Raw genomic sequence first — 18881 nt, 5'->3', positions numbered from 1 at the left:
GCACCTCATTAGTAATTGATATTAGAAAGCATCTTTGGAGCCAAACAGAACAACCACCGTTTTCAAGATGATTTTGAAATCATTGAAAAGACTTCGTTCAGAGATGTACTGCAGATCCAATTCAACCATTTCATCAAATCCCAGGTTGCTCCTTCCGCTGATCTGCCAAAGACCTGTACAGCCAGGTGTGACAATCAATCTTTGTTTATCATGAGCCGTGTATTCGGCAACTTCTCTACGTAACGCTGGTCTTGGTCCAACCAGACTCATTTCACCTTTTAGAACATTCCATAATTGGGGAAGCTCATCTATGCTAGTTTTTCTAATAAATTTTCCGACTTTCGTTACCCTAGGGTCGTCTTTAATTTTAAACATAGCTCCACTTACTTCATTTTTACTTAACAAGTCCGGCAAAAGCGCTTCGGCATTATTGACCATCGATCGAAACTTATACATATGAAACTCTTTACCGTCTTTACCTACACGATCTTGTTTGAATAAAACAGGGCCCTTCCTGTCTTCTACTTTGATCCAGATGCTAATAAGAACGAGGAGTGGCGTTAGAAAAAGAATGCCTACAAAGGATAGGACAATATCGGCTACTCTCTTACCAAAGAGATAACCGGTGAGGTTACGTTTGAGCGTAATCGGCTGTTGGGTTGATTGATAGGGTTTGTTTCGCTCTACAACTACTTCTAAATCAGATACACTCATAGTTCATACTCCTATCCAACATAAGTATTTTTTCTATTGAGTATCTCTTCTAGCGCAGCCATTAGCGGAGCACTAAGTTCCTTATTCATTAACGCAAAATCAAGAGATGTCAGTATAAACCCTAATTTTTCACCCACGTCATATCTCGTGCCTTCGAAATTGTAAGCATACACTTTCTCAAGCTCATTTAATTTCTGAATGGCATCAGTTAGCTGAATTTCGCCGCCAGCACCCAACTCTTGTTTCTCAAGGAAATCAAAAATGGCAGGCGTTAAAATATATCTGCCCATAATCGCCATATTAGATGGGGCCTTCGATTTACTTGGCTTTTCAACTAAGTTTTTCACTTGATACAATCTTCCATATTTCTCAACCGGATCGATAATGCCATACCTATGCGTAAATTCTTCGGGAATAGGTTGGACACCTATGACAGATTTACCTGTTAATTCGTATTGATTGATTAGCTGAAGTAAACATGGTACCTCCGCTTTGACGATATCGTCTCCTAACAAAACCGCGAAGGGTTCATCCCCTATAAATTTCCTCGCACACCATACTGCGTGCCCGAGCCCTTTGGGTTCCTTCTGTCTAATGTAGTGGATATCAACCATATTAGAGGATCGTTGCACTTCCTCGAGCAGTTCCAACTTATGAGTTTCTAGCAACTTCTGTTCTAACTCAAAAGCACTGTCAAAGTGATCCTCAATGGCGCGTTTGCCTTTCCCCGTTACAATAATGATATCTTCGATGCCAGAATCAATGGCTTCCTCGACGATGTATTGAATCGTAGGTTTATCAACAATAGGCAACATTTCTTTAGGCATCGCTTTAGTCGCAGGCAGAAATCTTGTTCCTAGGCCAGCAGCTGGGATAATCGCTTTTTTAACTCTTTTCATACAGTTACCTCCATTTTTCTAAATCTACTCCTCATCCATGCATCTGGTTGTATAAAAGTGCTAGTTATTCTGTCTTAATAAGTGAAGACAGAATAACTAGCACTTTTACTACAGGGCATTTAACCCACCCTCACATCACACCATTGACGATTAACGTCTAAGGCGTCTATACGCCCACAGCATGATCGAGTATCTACAGTGATAAAGGTTCAGTAGATATTACCTCATACAAGAGTGTCCTTACTTTATTGAAATTGATGATTAATTGTAGTAAAAAGAATCGTTCTTTTTGCTAGGCTTATTATTGAGGATGGCGCCAAGCACTCTAGCCTTAACATGCTCTAGGCTTAACAACGCTTTTTTGGCTAACCGACGCTTTACCTTCCCGTAGTTGAGAACGAAAACAACGCCATCACACATCGTTGATAGGATTTGGGAGTCAGTAACTGCTAAGGTAGGTGGCGAGTCAATGAGAATGAGATCATAGTCGTTAATTAACTGCTCCAGCAATAACTGCATGTTGGCAGATGAGAGCAATTCTGATGGGTTCGGAGGAACAGCCCCCGAAGTTATAATAGATAAATTGGGAATATCCGTTTCTAATATCACGTCGGTTACCTTCACTTGATTGACTAATAGATTACTTAGTCCCACTCTGTTAGATTTTAAGAAACGTTGATGGAGAGTAGGCTTTCGCAAATCAGCATCAAGGATTAACACCTTCTTATTTTCTTGTGCATAGGCAACGGCTAGATTAGCAATTGTCGTTGACTTCCCTTCTCCTGGAAGCGCGGATGTGATCAGAATTTTTTTGATTTCCTGGTCAATGGAAGAAAAAGTGATATTGGTTCTTAGTGTGCGAAAGGCTTCAGAAATAGGTGATCGCGGATTTGAGCTCGTAATTAAATCATGAATCTTAGTATTATTGGTTAATTTTGACACTAGTCGTTTCACCAACCATTCTTTGTTGATTCGTTGAGGAACTTCCATATAAATCTTTTGACTTTATTTTGGTTATTACAGCTAGTGTAGGGATGCCAAGATAGCTCTCGATTTCTCTATCGCTCTTGATTGTGTCATCAAGATATTCGAGTAAGAATGCAATACCTAACGAAACCATCAAAGAAACGAGAAAGCTAAGAACAATATTATTCATTGGATTGTGTTTTACTGGACTCGGATTTGCCATTTCTTTGGCTTTATTGAGGATCGTAACGTTATCTACGTTCATAATGGCAGGAATCTCTTGTTTAAATACCTCTACAACAGCATTAACAATCAATACAGCTTGGTTATAGGATAAGTCCTTGGATGTTAACGTTATAACCTGAGTTTCGTTCGTAGAATTAACAGAGACTCGACTGGCCAATTGACCTGCTGAGAGTTTAATATCTGGATAACGCTCTAACACTTTATCCATGATTGCCGGTGTTTTTATGATTTCTTTATACGTGTTAATCAGCATGATACTTGCATTAATCGTGTTCGGATCAACGTATTGGACACCTTGACGTTCAGCGGACTTATTAACGATAATCTTTGCGTTAGCTTCATAAACAGGTTGAACATAATAAAAACTTATGATGCCTGTTATGACGGTGGTAACTACAACTACCGCTGCAATCAACCACAGCCTTTTCATAAAAATCTGAACGTAATCTTTAAGCTCTAGCTCCATATGGGCCTCCATTTTTATTTTTTTATGATACATTATGTATCTTAATATCCTTTATACTAAGATACATAATGTATCATGTCAAGCAAGATTACATGATTTATTTACTTTCCTGGTTGAACCTATTGAATCTTGTCAAAGAACATCCCTATTTCACCAGTTTTTGTGATACGAATTGCGATAAGTCCATCGCACAAACCAGCTCTTTTTCTTATTCATGTGTATGACAGAATCGATTTCCTCATCGCGAACGATCTTTAAGGCGTTATCCTTAAAATATTGCACTTGTTCTTTTCCAATTCTTTTATTCAGGTACTCGTAGCTCTGTTCTAACAAGAAAGGTCTGCTTTTAAGGTTATGAGCATCTGACGCCACTACATGCACCCAATTGTTATGGCATAAGTTGATTGTGAACCTTTGGATTTTAGCCCCGAATAAGCCCATAACGGACTGAGCTGTAATTTGACATAAAGCGCCTTGTTCAACATATCGTTGAAGCACCATGGGCTTATTTAGAAATTGGGCATTTCTTTCTGGGTGCGCGATTACAGGCCTAAGACCAAGAATAGACACTTCATGGAGCAGCTCATCAAAATAACTTGGCACACCATATGAGGGAAGCTCGAGAAGGATAAACCGTGTACCATTTAGCGTGAGAATTTTACCTGCGTATAACTCCTCCACTAGCTGACTATGCACGCGCACTTCTTGACCCGCTAGTATGAGCAGTGGAATTTTCCTGACGACCAGTTCCTTATTAAAGCAAATTACATTTTTTATTATGAAGTCCGATATATTCTCATACTTGCCAATCCCATGATGCGGCGTAGCTACAATCGTGTGGATGCCACTCCCTACAGCAGCGCGGGCCATAGATACAGAATCTTCTAAACAAGATGGCCCATCATCTAGATTTGGTAAAATATGACAGTGAGTGTCAACAAGGGGGCCGTATTCCTTCATCATTAGCATAATAAGTCGATTTGCTTCCTTGATGCCTTATCGTTGCTATACAGGTTATAGCTTCTTGCAGCTTTGTTATACAACTTAATCATCTGAGGCAGCCTCACGGCTAACTGATCCAATTGCTCACTATTTTCTTCACTCATGTTCCACTGCATCTCATATGCATAACCTTGTTGAGTCAACTTAGCGTTCAGGATTACCCCCTCTACTACTAGATAAGATTCTCCTAGTCTGATTTGAAAACTCCAGACTACATTTTCATTTATTGGTAGCCTTAAAAATGACCTAAAGCTCAGGCCTCTTTGACTCATTTTTTCGATTGTAACCACTGTAAACTTGGATTCTTTTTTTTTACCAAACATCCTGATGATTCTCATGTGACTGTAAACAGGCGAGTCAAGTGCGAGAATATCTTCACTGTGTTTCTGCATGTTCACAAGACATCCCCCATCCGTTTGTTTACTTCTTTTTAAAAAAGTTTATTTAGTTACAATTTGTATCATGATATATAGAGTAAATCTGTATTTTTCGTTTTCTTATGTATCAGAGACTGGTATAATGATTCTAACAAAATGGTTATAATGTTATTATTCATATTGATCGAGAGGAATGTATTTATGACTAAATACGGGGACAGAATTGCCCTATTGCGTGAAAAACACGCACTCACCCAGGAAGAACTAGCAAACAAGCTGGGCATTTCGAGAGCCGCGCTTTCGCATTATGAAACCTCAAGAAGAGAGCCCGACTATGATACCATTAATAAAGTCGCATCATTTTTTAAGGTATCTGTCGATTATTTATTGGGAAGAACGGATAACTCTGACCAGTTTCTTGATTCGGATGTAAGAGATTTTGTTGATAACTTGGAGTTATCCGATGACAAAATTTTAGAAAAATTCGCATTAACTGTAGATGGAAGCAAATTAACCGCTGAAGAAGCACGACGTTTCATCGCTTTTGTAAGGGCAGAACGTTCCCTAAAATAAGATCAGATTCCTTGTCAGGATCGTTACTGCTCCACGTTATGTATTTATCCTTTTCAATTTGCAATTGTTGCAATACCTTCATAATGTCGAGCGTAACTACATCCTTATCACTCATTCAAGAACCTCATTCCGATATAATATAGAATCATATTATGTTTGGTTTTGTTATCTTATGTACCTAATTTATGATACAACTTGTATCGTGTCAAGGTATTTTTCAAAGATAGATATGAAAGCGAGTACAAAACCGTCCATCTCGAGACGTTTTTCAAAATCAGCTTTTTCCTGCATTTACGCCAATATATCGCAAGGTTACGGACGGTGCCGAATGATTGAATAGCTCGCGTAAAACGGAAATATTTCTTGTTTTTTGGTAGTAGTGATAACCGAACGTCTTCCGTAAAGTATGCGTTCCGATATCATTCAAGCCAGCTTGTTTTGCAGCCTCATTTAAAATGCGGTAAACCCTAATTCGTTTTATCGGTTTGCCTGTTCTTTGAGATGGAAATAGGTAATTATTCTCATCCATATAGGCCACATATTCATTAATCCAATCTTTCAGTTGAACATTGATTAAGAACGTTTTTTCTTTTCCCGTCTTTTCTTCCTTAATTGTGACTTTCGACTTATCCTTAAGATCCTTTACGCGCAATGTAAGCAGGTCACTCAGATGGAGACCCGAATTAATGCCAATAGTAAACAGCAGCCAGTCTCTTTCTGATTGATTTTTCAAAATTTGTTGTATCTCTTCGATTTTCTCGGTGTCGCGAATGGGTTGTACGACTTGCATGAAGAATCAACTCCTTAATTATTTTTCAACATTTTTTCAGTGATTGCTCTGACTTTAACCATATCAGGTATCCAATAATATAATTTCATTTGCACTAAAGGATCGTTATCATATCCAGCATGCCCTGGTATCTGTGCATATTGAAAATCATCTTCCTTCATGCCCTTAAACATTCTGACCAAACTGAGCGTATCACTATCCTCAAAATTCGTGTCCACCATATTTTTCTTCAGCTTTGGCAATAATGCAACGGTTTTCACGATATGCTCAGGAGCCAAAAGTTCCTTGATCATACTTTTAAGAATTTGAGATTGTTCACTTTGGCGACCGAAGTCTCCTTCAGGAAGTGCCCATCTTTCTCTTACTAAACCAAGAGCCGTAATACCGTCAAGATGTTGTTTCCCAGACAGTAGCTGAATGTTATTCATCCGCAGACGAATATCTTGAGTTACATCTACGTCTACTCCACCTATTGTGTTAATAAAATCCTCAAATCCCGCAAAATCGGTTTTGACATAATAATTGATCGGAACCTCTAAAAAGTCACTAACCACTTGTAGAACCTCAGCTGTCCCTCCGCGATTTCCTCCTTTTTGCTCTCCCAGTAAATGAGCGTGATTGATTTTGGTATATCCGACACCGTTAATACTCACCTTAGTATCTCTAGGCAGTGATACGATGTTCGCTTTTCGCGCTGATGGAATAACATGAACAACCATAATCACATCGGATCTTGAATTTTCTTCCCCGCGAGCATCGATACCTAGTACGAGGACATTAAATGCAGTACTCACTTTCTTCTCATGCTCATCTGGCTTTGCTTCGAAAAGGTTTTCCGCTCTAGAAGCTGGTGCTGACGAAATTGTTGGTGTGACCTCTTTGGGTGTCGCAAGAGTAGGTACCTGAACATGTTCAAAATGCCGACTAGGGTCAATTGTCCAATACAGATAACCTGCCAAAAGGGTACCGCCAATAATAACTGATCCAACAGCGTAGATAAGCCATCGTTTCACTTTCGGTGCACATCCTTTGTTTCATTTATGATACGTTTTGTATCTATGTAGATATGCCTCATCTTATCGTCCTGCTTCTGATCCGTTTAAGGACGCTCGCTATCAGCTAGGACTAGCAGACTAAGCATTGCTCCATCTAATTTATTATATCATCCTCGGCTATTCGATACAATATGTATCGAATAGCCGAGGAACGGCAGCTTTTCTCTTTTACTAGTACTAAAGACTTATTATTTTTTTCATAGATTACCCTTTAAGCTTGGCAATTATCATTAATGAATTATACGATTTGTATCATTATTTACGAAAATATGATAGTATATATTAATAAGATACATTTTGTAGAGGTGATCTATCATTGAACAACGACAACAATCTTACGTGGCATAACTCCAATCTTACTAGACAAGATCGATATGAAAGGAACAAACATAAGAGCTGCGCACTTTGGTTCACTGGTTTATCCGGTTCGGGAAAATCAACGTTAGTTTTCACTTTAGAAAAGGAAATGCACGCTAGAAACATGAGATCCTATGTATTAGATGGGGATAACATACGGCATGGGCTTAACGTGGATTTAGGGTTTTCGGAACAAGACCGGAAAGAGAATGTACGTCGCATTGGTGAAGTTTCTAAATTGTTTGTCGATGCGGGACTATTTGTCCTCTCCGCTTTTATCACACCTAACGAGAAGGATCGCCTTATGGTCAGGAACTTGTTTGAACCTGAGGATTTCCTTGAAGTATACGTAAAATGCTCGCTCGAAGAGTGTGAAAGAAGAGATCCTAAAGGACTATACAAGCGGGCGCGTAATGGAGAAATCCCTAATTTCACAGGTGTCTCCGCCCAATACGATGTTCCGGTCAATCCGGATATAATTGTCGATACTGAAAATTTAAGCATCGAGGACTCCGTTTCTTTGCTTCTTACCTATCTAGAAGAACATGATTATTACAGCATTGAAAACAAAAAAAGTAATTGAGTAGGGCAATCCCTTACTCAATTACTTTTTTGTTGTTTTTACCTACTTGTTTCCGTTTGATAGCCTAGTAATCTGCTAAACATTCCTCTTGATTCTTTGGATAGCTGATAGTATCCCCCTTGCTGGATAATCTCTCCTTTATCTAGCACAATAACTTGATCAGCATTTCGAATCGTTGATAGCCTGTGGGCAATGACGATAATCGTCATGCTCCCTTTAAGACGCTCTAATGCTTCTTGAATCTTCAATTCATGTTCACTGTCCAAAGCGCTTGTAGCCTCATCCAAAACTAAGATGGATGGCCTGCGTAATATGGCCCTAGCCAAGACAAGTCGCTGACGTTCTCCCCCAGAAAGCCTTACCCCTCTATCCCCAATGACGGTATCAAGTCCCTGTGGAAGCCCTCTGACAAATTCATCCGATGCGGAGAATGTTAGGGCTTCCCACATTTGCTCCTCGCTTGCATCTGGAACGACTAAATTCAAATTCTCTCGGATGCTTGAATGAAATAAGAAGGGATCTTGCGATACGTAGCTGATCGAACTTCTTAAAGAAAACAAATTCTCACGAGATAAAGGTTCGCCATCAATGAGAATTTCTCCCTTCTCCGGTTGAATCAACCCCATAAGAATATCAATCAAAGTGCTTTTCCCTGCACCGGATTTTCCAACTATAGCTGTCATCCCATTCGCGGGTATGAACATCGTAATATCTCTGAGCGCGTATTCTGTATCCTCATCGCTATAACGAAAATATACATGCTTACACCTAATGCCATCTTGAATCTGAAGTGCCGTCAATTCATCATTATAATCCTGCGAAGTTAGCTCCTGTGAAGCTTTACATTCCTTCTGAAGTTCTAACAATGCTTTAAAAGCTGAAAACATGGATACGATATATTCCAAACTAGATTGAATCGAAGTAAACCTTGGCCACAATCGCGAGAAAATAATGATGATTAGCATGAGCTGTCCAGCGGAAACATGGAGCACTTCAAACGATAATAAGATAAAGCCCGCAACTAAGACAGCAGCTGACGTTTTATGCATAAATTGGGTGTTTGTATTCAATTTCACGAAATTCACCGCATTTGCTTGTATGCGTTGACATAACGTCAAAAACCATATCAAATGCGACTTTTCAAGCCTGTTACTTTTAATATCCTTCATCCCATTAAAATGTTCTGTTATGCCCACATAATAGCTTTGTGAAAGTTCGGATGAGCGATCTCCCAATTTCTTCGCCCGCTTCACATTTTTCCGTAATACAACAAAAATGATTAAACCACTAATTAATATTAATGCAGTTAATTTTACGGATAATAAGAAGGCAAGCCCAATTTGTATCGTGGTAAAAATGATTGACGCCGTTAATTGCAGCATAAAATTGGTGCCTTGACCGACTCGCGCTAGCTCCGTCGTTAGAACGTGACTGAAGTCAGACCTCCTCTTCTTTAAGAAAAATTTCCAATTAGCTTCCATTAAAGCGCGATACGTTTCAAATCTTAGTGCTTTAATAAAAATTTGTTGTGTTTTCATATTAAGAATGGCTTGATTTCTTTGCAGCAATGCTTGAGCGGCGACGATCGCAATATAGAAGACTAATACTAGAGGTAAATTCAACACGCCAGATAGACTCTCTAGCGACTGAGAAATCCATGGGATAGGAATAGATTTTTGAATATCGAAGTTAAGAATACCGATAATGCTCAACATGGGAAGTAATAAATAGATTCCGATGCCATCTATTAAGCTTACGAAGATCATGGTTATGATATTTAGGAACAGCTTGTAACCGATAATCGCATACATTTTTCTTATATAAAAGATCATGTCACGCATTACATTTCCCCCTTCATAACGAAGATTGCTGCTTAATTTGTCTTAGTAGCCACAAGAAAGGCCGTAAGGGGACGTAGAGAAAATGCAGCGCCTTAGGTAACGGCAACATGACAGCATCCGTAGAGCTTGGATAAAACCGACGCATGATGAAATTCCATTTCTGCTGCCCCCATCTCAATCTATACATATATCGACGATACTGTTTATCCAACTCAGGATGAGGTTCCGAACATAAATTTATCGTAGTTCTAATGAAGGCTAACGCGTTTATTGCTAATTTACGCTGTAATTTCCCTTCGATTAGCGTTGACATTTCGTGCGTAATCTCTGTCCCAAATAAGGCAGCTATTAAGAGAAGCGCCTGGCCCCCTACATGGTTACTCTTATAGACCTGTAACAATTCACGTAAAGTTGTCCAATCCAATCCTTTGTGTACGATTTTGTCGATATCCACTAGCCATCGCAAGCGAAACCAAGCATGCCTGGCCCCATGAGATACGAGATACAAAAATAGATCCTCATTTCCGAGAAAATGCACCGGATACTTCGTAATCGTACTTACTCTACTGCGATCCCACAATTCATGAAACTTTGGCTCCATGCCCATTTCGGGGTTTAATCGCCAATGCAATTCAAGCTGTATCCGTTTCTGTGCATGAAAAAAGGAGATATGATGGAACCGCCATTTCCAGTCGCCTAGAATACGTGGAAATTCGTGATTCACTTCATAGCCCAAATCCATAAGAATCTGCTCTGCTTTTTCAACATCCTCCATCGGGACAAGAATATCCAAATCCTTCGAGGTCCTAAGGGACAAATCTCCATAAAGCTCCTGAGAGAGCACAGGGCCTTTTAGCATCAACGAAAGCACTTGATGGTTTCGCAGGCTTTTACATACAGATTCCATTTCACTGCTTAGATGCAACATATGAAACGTATTCCTGTTATAATCGGAACGTAACTTATGTAAAACGTTATCAGGAATAAGATCTTGATCCGCATTCTTTAAGATCGAATAAACGAGAGGATAGACCCGATGATGTTTGACCACCTTCAGAAAGTAATCCCAATCCATATTGGACGGCGCAGTCTGACTCTCTGAATCTTGCTTATCGATGTGCAGCAGGGAAAGCAGCCATTTCAATTCCTTCGGGAAAGCATTTATTAGTCGTGCAAACTCGTTATCCATTACCCCTTCTCCCTCTGCTCACGATTTCAATTCCACCTGTTTGCCAAATGTTTGGACGACCGTAAAACGCTTCATGGTATCCGCGCCAGAAATATAGAAGGGGCCGCTTCGCAACCAAGCGTGTGCAATCATTTTGCCTTTCGCATCTTTCGTCGTTCCCAAGTAAAGCGTACTCTCAATACGCCTTCTTTCCAACATTTTCATACCAGCTATAGCCATAACCAAGCATTTGCTATCCCAGAAGGTATAACGGCTCATGATCTGAATAGCCAATGTAATATCTTTGATCAACGCTTCATTATACGGCTTGTGTATGAGTGGTGTCTCTTGCCTAACCTCGCCTAGAGAGGGAGCAACCTTGGAGAAAGGGAGTGATTTCAATATACGTGCCCAACCTAAGCACAAAAATGCCTCAAGCAATAGCATTTTCATGAAGGGACGCATCTTAAGAAATTTTTTTGCTTTCTTCCACAATGTCGCTATTCCTCTCTGATTTGGATTAAACCTTCCTTAGATAAAAGCTCCAAAAAAGAACGCACTTGCTCCTCGCAAAGAGAAGCTTCAATATCAAACTCACTCTCAAGAGTTGCAACAATTTCCTCAACAGACTTGGGCAGCTCGATTAGTTCCCATATGCGTCCGCCCGTTACTCCCAAGTTATAATATTTACCAGAAGCAATGCTAAGCATCACCTTCTCTCCATCCATGTTGCTTACCAAATTCCCTTCATTTTGAACAACGATATGTTCCCGTGTGATCGGTTGAATGCTCATTGCGCCAAATACTCCCCTTTACCAACTTGATGGACAATCTGATCTACGAGATCAAAGGCTGTAAATCGTTGCGTAGATCGATATAATCGATACATATCAACTTGCCCCGCAATACTTGATGTTGTGCTGAAATGCCATTGTTGTAACCCAAGCTTAGGAATTAGAGAAGTGCGATATGTATGCCGCATTAATGCATATAAACGTTCAAGTGTGTTCATTGGACTCATAGATACGGAATCATCGTCAGCCTTCGTAAGCTCGAATATGCCTGCTAAGGGAATTGCGGAATGCTCGAAGCTGGCTATAACTGGAACGGCAAACTTGGCTATTTCCTGTGAAACCGTATTGTAATTACTTGCTTGCATCCCAAAATGATCGATGCTTTGCTGCCATAGCTTTTGTTGAGGATAGGCTGGGTGAACGGTTGCCAAACCACTCTCGGGAGCTATTGTCACTGCAATAACATCATCTGTTAGCAAGGGATAGCCACTTTTCACGAAAGCGGAGGCTAACGTTGATTTCCCTGCACCAGACTCGCCAACAAATGCATAAGCTTTCCCATCAATGACGACGGCACTTCCATGCAAAGGCAGTACGCTTCTCTGCATCAGAATGGCTCCCATACAAGTCCCCAATACATATAAGCGAACTTTAGCTTCATCCGCCCCTAGTATGGGTGAGACCGTAAGCTTTTTTCCCGCTTCTATGCAATAGATGGCTGTATCTGGGATTTTAAATAGACATACATCCTGCTTAGCAACAAAATTATGGCCTTCTGATGCTAACTCATTCCATCTTTGCTCCAAATCATCTACCGTAATGATAAGATCAAGCGCTTCAGAACGCTCTCGCTCAGTCAATGGAAGCAATTCCGGCATCGCTATTTCGCTAGAAAGCTGCATACCGAAAGCTTTGTAGACGTAATGGGTGCGGGCTGAAATCATTCTCTCTTCTCCCTCCATCTTGCGTGAAAAAGCAGAAACGGCAACCGCCGTCTTTCGACTGGACAGCGCCGTTTCGCTTCTGTGATTCAGAAATGACGACATTATGTACCCTTCATCTCCGAAACCTTCACGGTAACATCTTGTATAAAGAATAAGGAACTAGGATGGATCATAAATGTCAGCATCGTGAGTGGATACCCAGTCGATTTCTTTCGTGCCTTTACCAGCCATAGTCATGCTTACTTCCAACACTTCCAATGTAGGTTGTTGCCATTCTTTCTTTTGCATAGGATCACCTCCTTTCAATTCATGTTCTTTACCTATGTTCCGCATGCTTAATTAAGACGGATCATAAATGTCGGCGTCGTGCGCGGTAACCCAGTCGATCTGTTTAGTCCCTTTACCAGCAGCCGTCATGCTTACTTCCAAAACCTCTAGGCTAGGCTGTTGCCATTCCTTTTTTTGCATAGTAACACCCCCTTTCATATATGCTGCAATCCGTAAAGATTTCAGTGTTTATGGAAATTTTTAAGAAATCGATACACAATTACACTATGCATAAGCAGTCGGGCTTTAGGATTAACCGCATGTTCTGGTCTTGGATTTCCTACTTCTGCTATTGCGTCTTTAATCGTATCGATGTTTAAATATTGTGCGGCAGCTCCATCTTTACATAATTGCTGGACTTCATCGATGAAAGAACCCCAAGAGGGAGTCATTCGATGAATCCAATCTGCAGGCTGCACGCCGCGCACTCGTTGATTCAGCCTCACCTTATCGGGCAAATATTGATGCGTCGCTCTGCGAATCAAAGACCTATCTTGGCCATTCTGGATGTATTGCTCGATTGGAACCGATAAACAAAATCGAACGACTCTTGGATCACTTGTAGGATCCCGCTCCACCAGGCCATATTGCAAGGAGAGCTTGGAAGCCATGGCCCCGTTTTTATTAGCTATAGATAAATTGGTGAATTTCTCTTTTCTTACTTCAATGGCATCTGCTTTGGTGGCGCGGAGATTCAGAACCGAGTTGGACAGCTGCTCAGAGACATTTGTTTTCTCTGCAAATTGTGGATTAATAAGATCAGATATCCCTGTTACATCCTGAGTTCGAGAAGATTTAGCCAGAAAAGGAAAAGCATTTTTCCCGATGACTTTGAGATATCGGAATTTTCTCCCTCCAGTAAGCTTGGTATATTGATCAAGTTCGCGAGAAAAGTGAATCCATTTCAGCTTTCTAAGTAAGAGCGTATAGTATTCCAGAGTAGGCCCCCACGAAATCGTAAAGTTCCCTCTCGCTCCAGTTAGTAAAACGCCTACATCGTCAGTTTGAGCCTGTTCATAGAGTCCTTTAATCCAAAAAGAATTCTCAAAATATTTGTACGGCATCTCCAGAAAAGTCAACCAATCGTCAACCTCTGAAAACGGGCTTTTTCCCTGGAAATCCATATAATTCTCTTTGATATTCCCTACATATTGCGCTGTCGATTGAATGAAGGGTCTCTCATCAGCAATTAGTCTCTTGGAAGTCCAATCAACGAAATCACTAACGGGTATGTAGCTATAAGCATGGATGGATTCCCCTCGTGGGCGCAGCGTTCTTGCTGCGAAGCTTACGACTGCGCCCGAATCAAGGCCTCCACTAAGCGCAGCGCCGATTTGGCGATGCGTGCGAAGTCTAGCGTCAACCGCCTCCTGGAACACTTCGCGGAATGCCTCCACATATTCTTCATTGGATTTAAGCCGAAGTGGCTCCACCTCAGACAATACGGCATACCTACTTAACGAAACTCTGCCTTCTCGCACAATAATGGCGTGTGCTGGGGGAAGTTGATCTATGCGTTTATATGGGGTTGAATATATATTCACGGATTCATACATATCCGGAATACTCAAAAACTCAGCAAGCCACTGCTCATGAAGCTCTTTTTGTACACCAGGCAGTGTTAAGAGTGGACATATCACGGTACAGAATGCGAATTGCTGGTGATGGTTGTAATAATAGAGTGTCCGATTGCCCGATACATCACGTGCGCCAAACAGTTGTCGCTTGATCTCATCCCAAATGATAAAGGCAAAATCACCAATTAAATAGTTGGGGGCATCTTCCGCCCACTTCCGATAGGCGAGTAAGATAAGTTCGCTGTCTTTCATGTTTCTTCTTCTACCATGCTCCACTTGCAGTCTTTCAAATAATTCAGCACGATTATCAATAATCGCGTCTGCGGTTATAACTAACTTACACTCATCATCATAGTAGGGCATTCTTTCATTTACGGATTCCGGAGTTATCCACTGCGCGTGACATCCAAGGAATACGGATCCTTCCTGCCAAGTATCTATATAATCAGCATGATATCTTTGTAAAGCTTGCATCATATTGTTGCTTTCTTCCAAAGATACCGGCTTTGGATCGTAATGGTATATCCCGGCTATGGCGCTCATTATTTCCTCCCACGATGATTCAAATAATCAGAGGCCCAATTCGTCAGGCGATTACCAAAGGGAATAATCGATTTAAACCGATTTATTTTATTCCTTAGTGAATCCAGTTGTTTCCTTAACCGCCTCTGCTCTATGTAACTATTTTCCAGTCTCTTCTCTATAGAACGTAAAGTAGTCTGTAATTGGATCACTTCATAATTAGAAGATATGGGGATTGTTTGATGATCATTCGCAATCGCATCCACATTAGGCACTTTCATTTGATAATTTTCTTCCCAACTGCATCCAGACGCATCGGTAAGCTGCTTGGTGCGAAATTGAATCAGATCCAGATCAGGCTCAGAATCGAACCTGACGCCGGTCCATTTCTCCGCTTCCTCTAATTCAGCATGATAGCCAAGCTCATGGAATAATCGGGCTCCAAGTATTCGGCAATACAATTCCGTTTCTTTTTTATCGAGGGTGTCTTTCCAGCTATGAATCGAGTCGCGGTGCGGCTCTGTATGTTGAGCTAAGAACGGGTCACCCACCCCCATACTGTAAAATAAATCCGACTTAGGCGTGTTCATGTGATCCCCGTACTTATCCAGATCTTCCTCGTAGGTAATCCCAAGGAAAGCACATAACTTCATCATTTCTTCCTTCGGATTCGTTACTAGCTGCTCGTAATACAAACGATAGGAGTTAGGATGATTGGATGCGAAGTAGTGATAATATCGAAACAACCCTACGGTAAGGTCTGCCATTTTGATGTTAAATTGAGGATTGAGTAGATTATCTGCAAAGTTCATCTTACAGTCCATATAGGACTCCGCTTTTTTGTAGGAGGCGAGGATACTCAATGGATTTCGAAGGAGCCAGATGCGTTTCGATTGCGGAAATAACTTATCCAAAAACTCTAATAAGTAATAATAACGAGGCGACTTGTCCACAACCATCTCGGCTCCGCCGCTGCCTTGTAGCAAGCCATTATATATTTGACGAGAAAATGCCCTACAGGCATGCTCAAATACTTCATCCGAAACAATCCCATTAAAAAACTGATGAATAATGCCGGCCCCACCATAGGGACGCGATTGTTTACTCTTTTGCAGATCATACAGACTCATTAAGAACCACATCTCTTGTGTGGCAAAAATTTTCGTATGGTTCTGCAGCATGACTGTAGCCAAAGAACTTCCGCTCCGGGGAACACAGAGCAATAAAATAAGGTTATTACCATGAGCATCTATCAACAGAAACATCCCCCTAGTACCATTCTCTTTAATTGATACGTTATGTATCAGATTATAGCACATTGAATCCGTTTTGTATCATCTTTATCAAACATTTATCATTCATCTCAAATATTCGACATATTTCTAGCAAATTCAACTAGAAATTGCATGATATGATTCCTCTTACTGGTAAACCTCTATAAAATCAAGCCTTGCTTGAGCACTATCCGCCACAGTTCCGGTAACTTTAATCTCATCACCCGGGTGAAGCCAGAGCGGACCTACCACATGCTGCATAAATGAATAGGAAAGTCCTGAGGAAGCAAAATCAGCAGGCCACGAGTCCCTTTTGACATTATTGATGTAAAGCGTAAACGCTGGGTTACCCACTTTCTCTCCTACGTAAGCAGCACGTAGTTTATACGCGCCAGACTTTCCCTTGAAATAAAAGGACGCACTTCCTTTTGCGCTAGTTTTCACACCGGATTCGTTGCTATACAAGTCAGCATTATTTTCAACTGTGTACCCGGTTAAGAGCATGCTTTCAGCTTGAACGCGGATAGGCTCAACATAGGAACTTTGTCTTCCTGCTTGCTTTTGGATCGACTTGTCTTCATTTGAGTTATTTATCCGTACAATATTTTGCGCTTTGCAGTTCGTATTGGTTTGAAGATAGAATTCATTCGAATCAGCTATTTGCAGCACATTATTCTCATCTGTCATATATTCGCTGCAATTATCATGGTAAATGCCTACGACAGGGGCATCCATGGCCCAAGAACCCCGATTTACATTGAATATATAATTATCATGAATATAGGTTCCAACTTGACGAGCTAACGTGTAGATTCCTCCCCCGTCATCAAGCACTTTCATAACATCATTAATCTGATTGAAACGAATGGTATTATATCCTGCACTTGTAACAGCTCCTGCCGGAACGGATTGATTACCCAGCTGAATGCCCATATAAGGTGCATTATTAACGTCATTATGTTCAATAATCGTATTTTTCACCCAAGAAGCCATGATGCCAATGCCATTGTGGACCACTTGTCCAGGAAACATGATACGATTATTTCCAATGAGAATTTGATCCGTCAGATCTTCGTCAGTCGCATTCATGACACTGCTTGAATCTAGAAATATGCCGTTCCCCCCAATATGGTCGAAGCTATTGTTGACAATCTTACTATCCTTAACCCCTTTAACAAGCTGTAAACCATTACCAGCTGTATACTGAAAGGTGTTATCTATAAATGCGAGGCGGTTAGCATGCTGAACTTCCACGGCACCGACACTTGCAGCTCCTAACGGTTGAAACCCTTGCGTTGCGACAAGACCATTCACATCGGGCCAAGTCCAGTTCGTATATTGAAAATAGATCCGACTGAATGTAAGATCGTGGACTGGGCTCTTCGATGTTCCTGTTAGCGCCATAAGCTGCTCTACTTGTGGCACAATAACACGGACTGTAGTCATATTTTCTTCAGCTCGGGGCTTGTAATACAGATATGCGGATGCCTTATCCAAATACCACTCTCCTTCCGCGTCCAAAAAAGACAGATCATTTTCCCAATAATAAGGATCGCCAGTATAAAACGCATTCCCTTTTGTTGGGCTTAATCCATTCTTATTTTCTAAAGCTGCAGGATATACCCTTACTTTGGATGCGTCCTTCGGATCCTTTTTTATCTTATCGATATGTAAGTTTTCATGGTACCAGTGGGGATGAATCACCATTTCCACCTGATTCAAATGTTTAGGAAGCAGCGGCAGATCAGCCTTATCGATTACAAAATATTTATTTACTGCATCCGCTCCGCTTGTCTTTAAATAAGGACCAAACGTGTCAGGCTCCGTCATGTTCGGAAATCTTGCACGAACCGCCAGCGAATCATTGACGTAGAGCTGCCGGAAATTTTCCAGACCTGTTACACTTGTCCGGTAGATGTTCTTCTGCTTATCCACTAATGTCCAACTAGATGAGGGAATGGTCGTGCCGCCGCTAATAACAGGGACTTCATTTTTAAATGCTTGATAGTGAATTGTATAACCGTTGGTTCCGGAATCAGACGCTCCAAAATGTAACGTGTCCGTAAGTTGATAAGTGCCCGACTTGAGGTAAACATCAATGTCTCCCGACATCTGATTATTTATTTTTGCCACTTCAGCACGCGCCTTTTCAATCGTTTGAAACGGCTTTCTCTGGATGCCTGAATTCGTATCATTCCCATGGATAGCATCCACATAGAAAGCTTTTTGCTGTCTTACTTCCACTTGGTTTGTCGAGGAGAATAAGGACTGGCAAACAACAATAACGAAGAGAGTGACCCACATTCCCTTTCGAATTCGATACACTTGCAATCTCCTCCACCTGTAAGAATCATCTGACTTTTATGAGAGAAAATTCTCACAGAAAGCTTTTAAGTAAATTTTACC

20 protein-coding genes are annotated in these 18881 nt (G+C 40.9%); 2 read left to right on the top strand and 18 right to left on the bottom strand.

Annotation, left to right across the window (positions count from 1 at the left end; translation table 11 throughout):
* Nucleotides 1-21: 21 nt before the first annotated feature.
* The 6 genes from GK047_RS14135 to GK047_RS14110 all read right to left on the bottom strand — a co-directional run bounded on the left by GK047_RS14135 (nt 22) and on the right by GK047_RS14110 (nt 4691).
* On the bottom strand, nt 22-714 hold the full coding sequence (locus GK047_RS14135; RefSeq protein WP_163947524.1) for a sugar transferase: 693 nt from the start codon (nt 712-714) through the stop codon (nt 22-24).
* 11 nt (nt 715-725) lie between these two features.
* Nucleotides 726-1613, bottom strand: coding sequence for a UTP--glucose-1-phosphate uridylyltransferase GalU (gene galU, locus GK047_RS14130; protein WP_163947521.1), 888 nt, complete (start codon nt 1611-1613; stop codon nt 726-728).
* Nucleotides 1614-1874: 261 nt separating this feature from the next.
* Nucleotides 1875-2555 (bottom strand): CpsD/CapB family tyrosine-protein kinase, encoded by a 681-nt coding sequence (locus tag GK047_RS14125; protein WP_346010339.1) that lies wholly within the window; start codon nt 2553-2555, stop codon nt 1875-1877.
* Complete coding sequence (locus GK047_RS14120; RefSeq protein ID WP_163947514.1) at nt 2536-3291, bottom strand: YveK family protein; 756 nt, start codon at nt 3289-3291, stop codon at nt 2536-2538. Before GK047_RS14120 ends, GK047_RS14125 begins: the two co-directional genes overlap by 20 nt.
* A gap of 150 nt (nt 3292-3441) precedes the next feature.
* Entirely contained in the window at nt 3442-4260 is an 819-nt protein-coding gene (locus tag GK047_RS14115; protein ID WP_163947511.1) for a tyrosine-protein phosphatase, read from the bottom strand.
* Nucleotides 4254-4691 (bottom strand): hypothetical protein, encoded by a 438-nt coding sequence (locus tag GK047_RS14110; protein ID WP_163947508.1) that lies wholly within the window; start codon nt 4689-4691, stop codon nt 4254-4256. The genes GK047_RS14115 and GK047_RS14110 overlap by 7 nt, the downstream gene beginning before the upstream one ends.
* Nucleotides 4692-4871: 180 nt before the next feature.
* On the opposite strand from GK047_RS14110, the gene GK047_RS14105 reads away from it, so the two are divergent.
* Nucleotides 4872-5243 (top strand): helix-turn-helix domain-containing protein, encoded by a 372-nt coding sequence (locus GK047_RS14105; RefSeq protein ID WP_163947504.1) that lies wholly within the window; start codon nt 4872-4874, stop codon nt 5241-5243.
* 274 nt (nt 5244-5517) lie between these two features.
* Here GK047_RS14105 and GK047_RS14100 read toward each other — a convergent pair whose 3' ends face one another.
* Nucleotides 5518-6033, bottom strand: a complete 516-nt coding sequence (locus tag GK047_RS14100) for a site-specific integrase (RefSeq protein WP_163947501.1) — start codon at nt 6031-6033, stop codon at nt 5518-5520.
* A 14-nt stretch (nt 6034-6047) separates the two neighbouring features.
* On the bottom strand, nt 6048-7046 hold the full coding sequence (locus GK047_RS14095) for an LCP family glycopolymer transferase (protein WP_163947498.1): 999 nt from the start codon (nt 7044-7046) through the stop codon (nt 6048-6050).
* 358 nt (nt 7047-7404) lie between these two features.
* Between GK047_RS14095 and cysC the strand changes: the two genes are divergently transcribed.
* Nucleotides 7405-8028, top strand: coding sequence for an adenylyl-sulfate kinase (cysC, locus tag GK047_RS14090; RefSeq protein ID WP_163947495.1), 624 nt, complete (start codon nt 7405-7407; stop codon nt 8026-8028).
* Between the two features lie 38 nt (nt 8029-8066).
* Here cysC and GK047_RS14085 read toward each other — a convergent pair whose 3' ends face one another.
* The 10 genes from GK047_RS14085 to GK047_RS14040 form a co-directional block, all read right to left on the bottom strand.
* Nucleotides 8067-9869, bottom strand: a complete 1803-nt coding sequence (locus tag GK047_RS14085) for an ABC transporter ATP-binding protein (RefSeq protein WP_163947492.1) — start codon at nt 9867-9869, stop codon at nt 8067-8069.
* 13 nt (nt 9870-9882) lie between these two features.
* Entirely contained in the window at nt 9883-11058 is a 1176-nt protein-coding gene (locus tag GK047_RS14080) for a nucleotidyltransferase domain-containing protein (protein WP_163947490.1), read from the bottom strand.
* An 18-nt stretch (nt 11059-11076) separates the two neighbouring features.
* Nucleotides 11077-11490, bottom strand: a complete 414-nt coding sequence (locus tag GK047_RS14075; protein ID WP_240343952.1) for a lasso peptide biosynthesis B2 protein — start codon at nt 11488-11490, stop codon at nt 11077-11079.
* A gap of 47 nt (nt 11491-11537) precedes the next feature.
* Nucleotides 11538-11831 carry a lasso peptide biosynthesis PqqD family chaperone gene (locus tag GK047_RS14070; RefSeq protein WP_163947487.1) on the bottom strand — a complete coding sequence of 98 codons (294 nt, stop codon included), beginning with the start codon at nt 11829-11831 and terminating at the stop codon, nt 11538-11540.
* Nucleotides 11828-12775 carry an aldolase gene (locus GK047_RS14065; RefSeq protein ID WP_163947873.1) on the bottom strand — a complete coding sequence of 316 codons (948 nt, stop codon included), beginning with the start codon at nt 12773-12775 and terminating at the stop codon, nt 11828-11830. Before GK047_RS14065 ends, GK047_RS14070 begins: the two co-directional genes overlap by 4 nt.
* 159 nt (nt 12776-12934) lie before the next feature.
* Nucleotides 12935-13063, bottom strand: a complete 129-nt coding sequence (locus tag GK047_RS14060; protein WP_163947484.1) for a paeninodin family lasso peptide — start codon at nt 13061-13063, stop codon at nt 12935-12937.
* A gap of 51 nt (nt 13064-13114) precedes the next feature.
* Nucleotides 13115-13243, bottom strand: a complete 129-nt coding sequence (locus GK047_RS14055) for a paeninodin family lasso peptide (RefSeq protein WP_163947481.1) — start codon at nt 13241-13243, stop codon at nt 13115-13117.
* A gap of 41 nt (nt 13244-13284) precedes the next feature.
* Nucleotides 13285-15222 carry an asparagine synthase-related protein gene (locus GK047_RS14050; protein ID WP_163947478.1) on the bottom strand — a complete coding sequence of 646 codons (1938 nt, stop codon included), beginning with the start codon at nt 15220-15222 and terminating at the stop codon, nt 13285-13287.
* Entirely contained in the window at nt 15222-16466 is a 1245-nt protein-coding gene (locus GK047_RS14045) for a sulfotransferase family protein (protein WP_240343951.1), read from the bottom strand. The genes GK047_RS14050 and GK047_RS14045 overlap by 1 nt, the downstream gene beginning before the upstream one ends.
* 156 nt (nt 16467-16622) lie before the next feature.
* On the bottom strand, nt 16623-18800 hold the full coding sequence (locus tag GK047_RS14040) for a right-handed parallel beta-helix repeat-containing protein (RefSeq protein WP_163947472.1): 2178 nt from the start codon (nt 18798-18800) through the stop codon (nt 16623-16625).
* Nucleotides 18801-18881: the final 81 nt, after the last annotated feature.

The sequence above is a fragment of the Paenibacillus sp. SYP-B3998 genome (genome assembly GCF_010820665.1).
Lineage (GTDB): Bacteria > Bacillota > Bacilli > Paenibacillales > NBRC-103111 > Paenibacillus_E.
The sequence above is the reverse complement of the archived record's forward strand: the minus strand, read 5'-3'. Positions and strand labels throughout refer to the sequence as shown.

Excerpts from the sequence above, each read along its gene's own strand:
- GK047_RS14070 (WP_163947487.1), bottom strand. The coding sequence starts at position 11,831 with ATGAGCATTCAACCGATCACACGGGAACATATCGTTGTTCAAAATGAA.
- GK047_RS14105 (WP_163947504.1), top strand. The coding sequence starts at position 4,872 with ATGACTAAATACGGGGACAGAATTGCCCTATTGCGTGAAAAACACGCA.
- GK047_RS14080 (WP_163947490.1), bottom strand. The coding sequence starts at position 11,058 with ATGGATAACGAGTTTGCACGACTAATAAATGCTTTCCCGAAGGAATTG.
- GK047_RS14115 (WP_163947511.1), bottom strand. The coding sequence starts at position 4,260 with ATGCTAATGATGAAGGAATACGGCCCCCTTGTTGACACTCACTGTCAT.
- GK047_RS14135 (WP_163947524.1), bottom strand. The coding sequence starts at position 714 with ATGAGTGTATCTGATTTAGAAGTAGTTGTAGAGCGAAACAAACCCTAT.
- GK047_RS14050 (WP_163947478.1), bottom strand. The coding sequence starts at position 15,222 with ATGAGCGCCATAGCCGGGATATACCATTACGATCCAAAGCCGGTATCT.
- GK047_RS14085 (WP_163947492.1), bottom strand. The coding sequence starts at position 9,869 with ATGCGTGACATGATCTTTTATATAAGAAAAATGTATGCGATTATCGGT.
- GK047_RS14045 (WP_240343951.1), bottom strand. The coding sequence starts at position 16,466 with ATGTTTCTGTTGATAGATGCTCATGGTAATAACCTTATTTTATTGCTC.
- GK047_RS14100 (WP_163947501.1), bottom strand. The coding sequence starts at position 6,033 with ATGCAAGTCGTACAACCCATTCGCGACACCGAGAAAATCGAAGAGATA.
- GK047_RS14075 (WP_240343952.1), bottom strand. The coding sequence starts at position 11,490 with ATGAAAATGCTATTGCTTGAGGCATTTTTGTGCTTAGGTTGGGCACGT.
- GK047_RS14060 (WP_163947484.1), bottom strand. The coding sequence starts at position 13,063 with ATGCAAAAGAAAGAATGGCAACAACCTACATTGGAAGTGTTGGAAGTA.
- galU (WP_163947521.1), bottom strand. The coding sequence starts at position 1,613 with ATGAAAAGAGTTAAAAAAGCGATTATCCCAGCTGCTGGCCTAGGAACA.
- GK047_RS14120 (WP_163947514.1), bottom strand. The coding sequence starts at position 3,291 with ATGGAGCTAGAGCTTAAAGATTACGTTCAGATTTTTATGAAAAGGCTG.
- GK047_RS14065 (WP_163947873.1), bottom strand. The coding sequence starts at position 12,775 with ATGATTTCAGCCCGCACCCATTACGTCTACAAAGCTTTCGGTATGCAG.
- GK047_RS14055 (WP_163947481.1), bottom strand. The coding sequence starts at position 13,243 with ATGCAAAAAAAGGAATGGCAACAGCCTAGCCTAGAGGTTTTGGAAGTA.